Raw genomic sequence first — 1,047 nt, forward strand, 5'->3', positions numbered from 1 at the left:
ATGATGGTGCGGATCCCGTAGAGCGGGTCGCCCTTGCGTCCGCGGTGCCCGCAGATCTGCTGCTGCAACCTACGGCGGACCTCGTCCACGGCACCGAGAGCGAGCTTGACGACATGGAAAGCGTCGAGCACCGCGGTGGCGTCCTCGAGTTCGTCATCGATGGCCCGCTTGTAGCCGTGGAACGGATCCAAGGCGGCGATCTCGACACCGCTGGTGAAGCCCTCACCGCGTCCGGTGAGCCAGTCGGCCAGCACTGCCCCGGAGCGGCCTGGCACGAGATCCAGCAGTCTGGCCTGCACCTTTCCGTCCCGATCGCGGGTGAGGTCGACCATCCCGGTCAGTTCTTTCGGCCCGCGTTTGCGGCGGGAGACGTGGTGCCAGATGTGTTCATCGACTCCGAGGGTGAGGACGCCGTCGAAGCGGTCCGGATCATCGGCGAGCGACTGCAGCACGGCCTTGACCGGCGTCCACACGGTGTGCCACGCGGTGCCGAGCTGGCGGGCCAGTCCGTTGACGGTGGCGTGCTCTCGTCGCAGCTGCTGTACCGCCCACTCCACTACGCGGGTCGTGGTGGCGTGCCGCGGCGAGGCCAGGCCGGGAAGATGTTCGACGAAGGTGCAGCGTTCGCACGCCGCTCCCGGGCACAGGAAGCGGCGCTTGCGCCAGATGATCGTGACGTGGCGACCGAACGAGGGGATGTCGACCAGACGCACTACCTGCCGGCCATGGCCTACTCCGACGGCGCCGCAGTCGGGGCACCCGACAGGCCCAGGCTCGGACTCGACGGTCACCTCTAGGTGCTCGTCGACCATGCGCGCATCAAGGACGTACACGTCATCGAGACCGACGAGAACATCGCAGCGGGAACAACGAGACGAAGGTGCGGCGCCAGCGGCAGGCCGGCAGCACCCGATAGGCTCAGACATGGGTCGAGGCCCCTTCGGGATTGGGTGTAGAGGTACTTCCAATCCTTCAGGGCCTCGACCCTCTTGCTCCCTACTGCTTCACCGGCGTGTCGCCCTCACCCACACTCAGATGCGAAGAGCC

At 67.0% G+C, this 1,047-nt stretch carries 1 protein-coding gene; it reads right to left on the bottom strand.

Translation table 11 applies throughout. The features are described from left to right. Window positions 1–926 (bottom strand): ISL3 family transposase (locus G6024_RS10040; RefSeq protein ID WP_478213485.1); only part of this gene is annotated, 926 nt, incomplete at its 3' end. Window positions 927–1,047: the final 121 nt, after the last annotated feature.

This window comes from Dietzia maris (assembly GCF_014144855.1).
Lineage (GTDB): Bacteria > Actinomycetota > Actinomycetes > Mycobacteriales > Mycobacteriaceae > Dietzia > Dietzia kunjamensis.